General features: G+C 73.3%; 1 protein-coding gene. It reads left to right on the forward strand.

Annotation, left to right across the window (positions count from 1 at the left end; genetic code table 11):
• On the forward strand, positions 1 to 798 hold a 798-nt coding region (locus tag D3273_RS27920), incomplete at both ends, for a methyl-accepting chemotaxis protein (protein WP_245501430.1).

Genomic DNA, 798 nt, shown 5'->3' on the forward strand with positions numbered 1-798 from the left:
GGCGGCGCGGAACGTGTCGTCGGGCAGCCAGGAGCTTTCGGCGTCGGCCGAGCAGCTGTCGCAGGGCTCGACCGAGCAGGCGGCCTCGACGGAGGAAGCCTCGGCGTCCATGGAGCAGATGGCCGCCAACGTGAAGCAGAACGCCGACAATGCCGGCCAGACCGAGGTGATCGCCCGCCGTTCGGCGGCCGACGCGGAAGCCAGCGGCATCGCGGTCGGCAAGGCTGTCGAAGCCATGCAGACGATCGCCGGCAAGATCACGGTGGTGCAGGAGATCGCCCGCCAGACCGACCTCCTGGCGCTCAACGCCGCCGTCGAAGCGGCGCGGGCCGGCGAACACGGCCGCGGCTTCGCCGTGGTGGCGTCCGAGGTGCGCAAGCTGGCCGAGCGTTCGGCGGCGGCGGCGGCCGAGATCGGCGCGCTGTCGGGCGAAACCGTGAAGGCCGCGCAGGGCGCCGGCGCCATGCTGTCGAAGCTGGTGCCCGACATCCGGCGCACGGCGGAGCTGGTCGAGGAGATCACGGCGGCGTGCCGCGAGCAGGACGTGGGGACGACGCAGATCAACCAGGCCATCGGCCAGCTCGACAAGGTGACGCAGCAGAACGCCGCGGCGTCCGAGCAGGTGTCGTCGACCTCGGAGGAGCTGTCGGGCCAGGCCGAGCAGCTGCAGGCCGCCATCGCGTTCTTCCGCACCGGGGACGACGTGGGCCCCGTCGCGGTCGCGGCGGAAACGGGCCACCCCGTGGCCCGGCTGCAGCGGCGGGTGACGGAGGAGCTGAAGCCCGGCCGCGCGTCCGG

It is taken from the genome of Lichenibacterium minor (genome assembly GCF_004137685.1).
GTDB lineage: Bacteria > Pseudomonadota > Alphaproteobacteria > Rhizobiales > Beijerinckiaceae > Lichenihabitans > Lichenihabitans minor.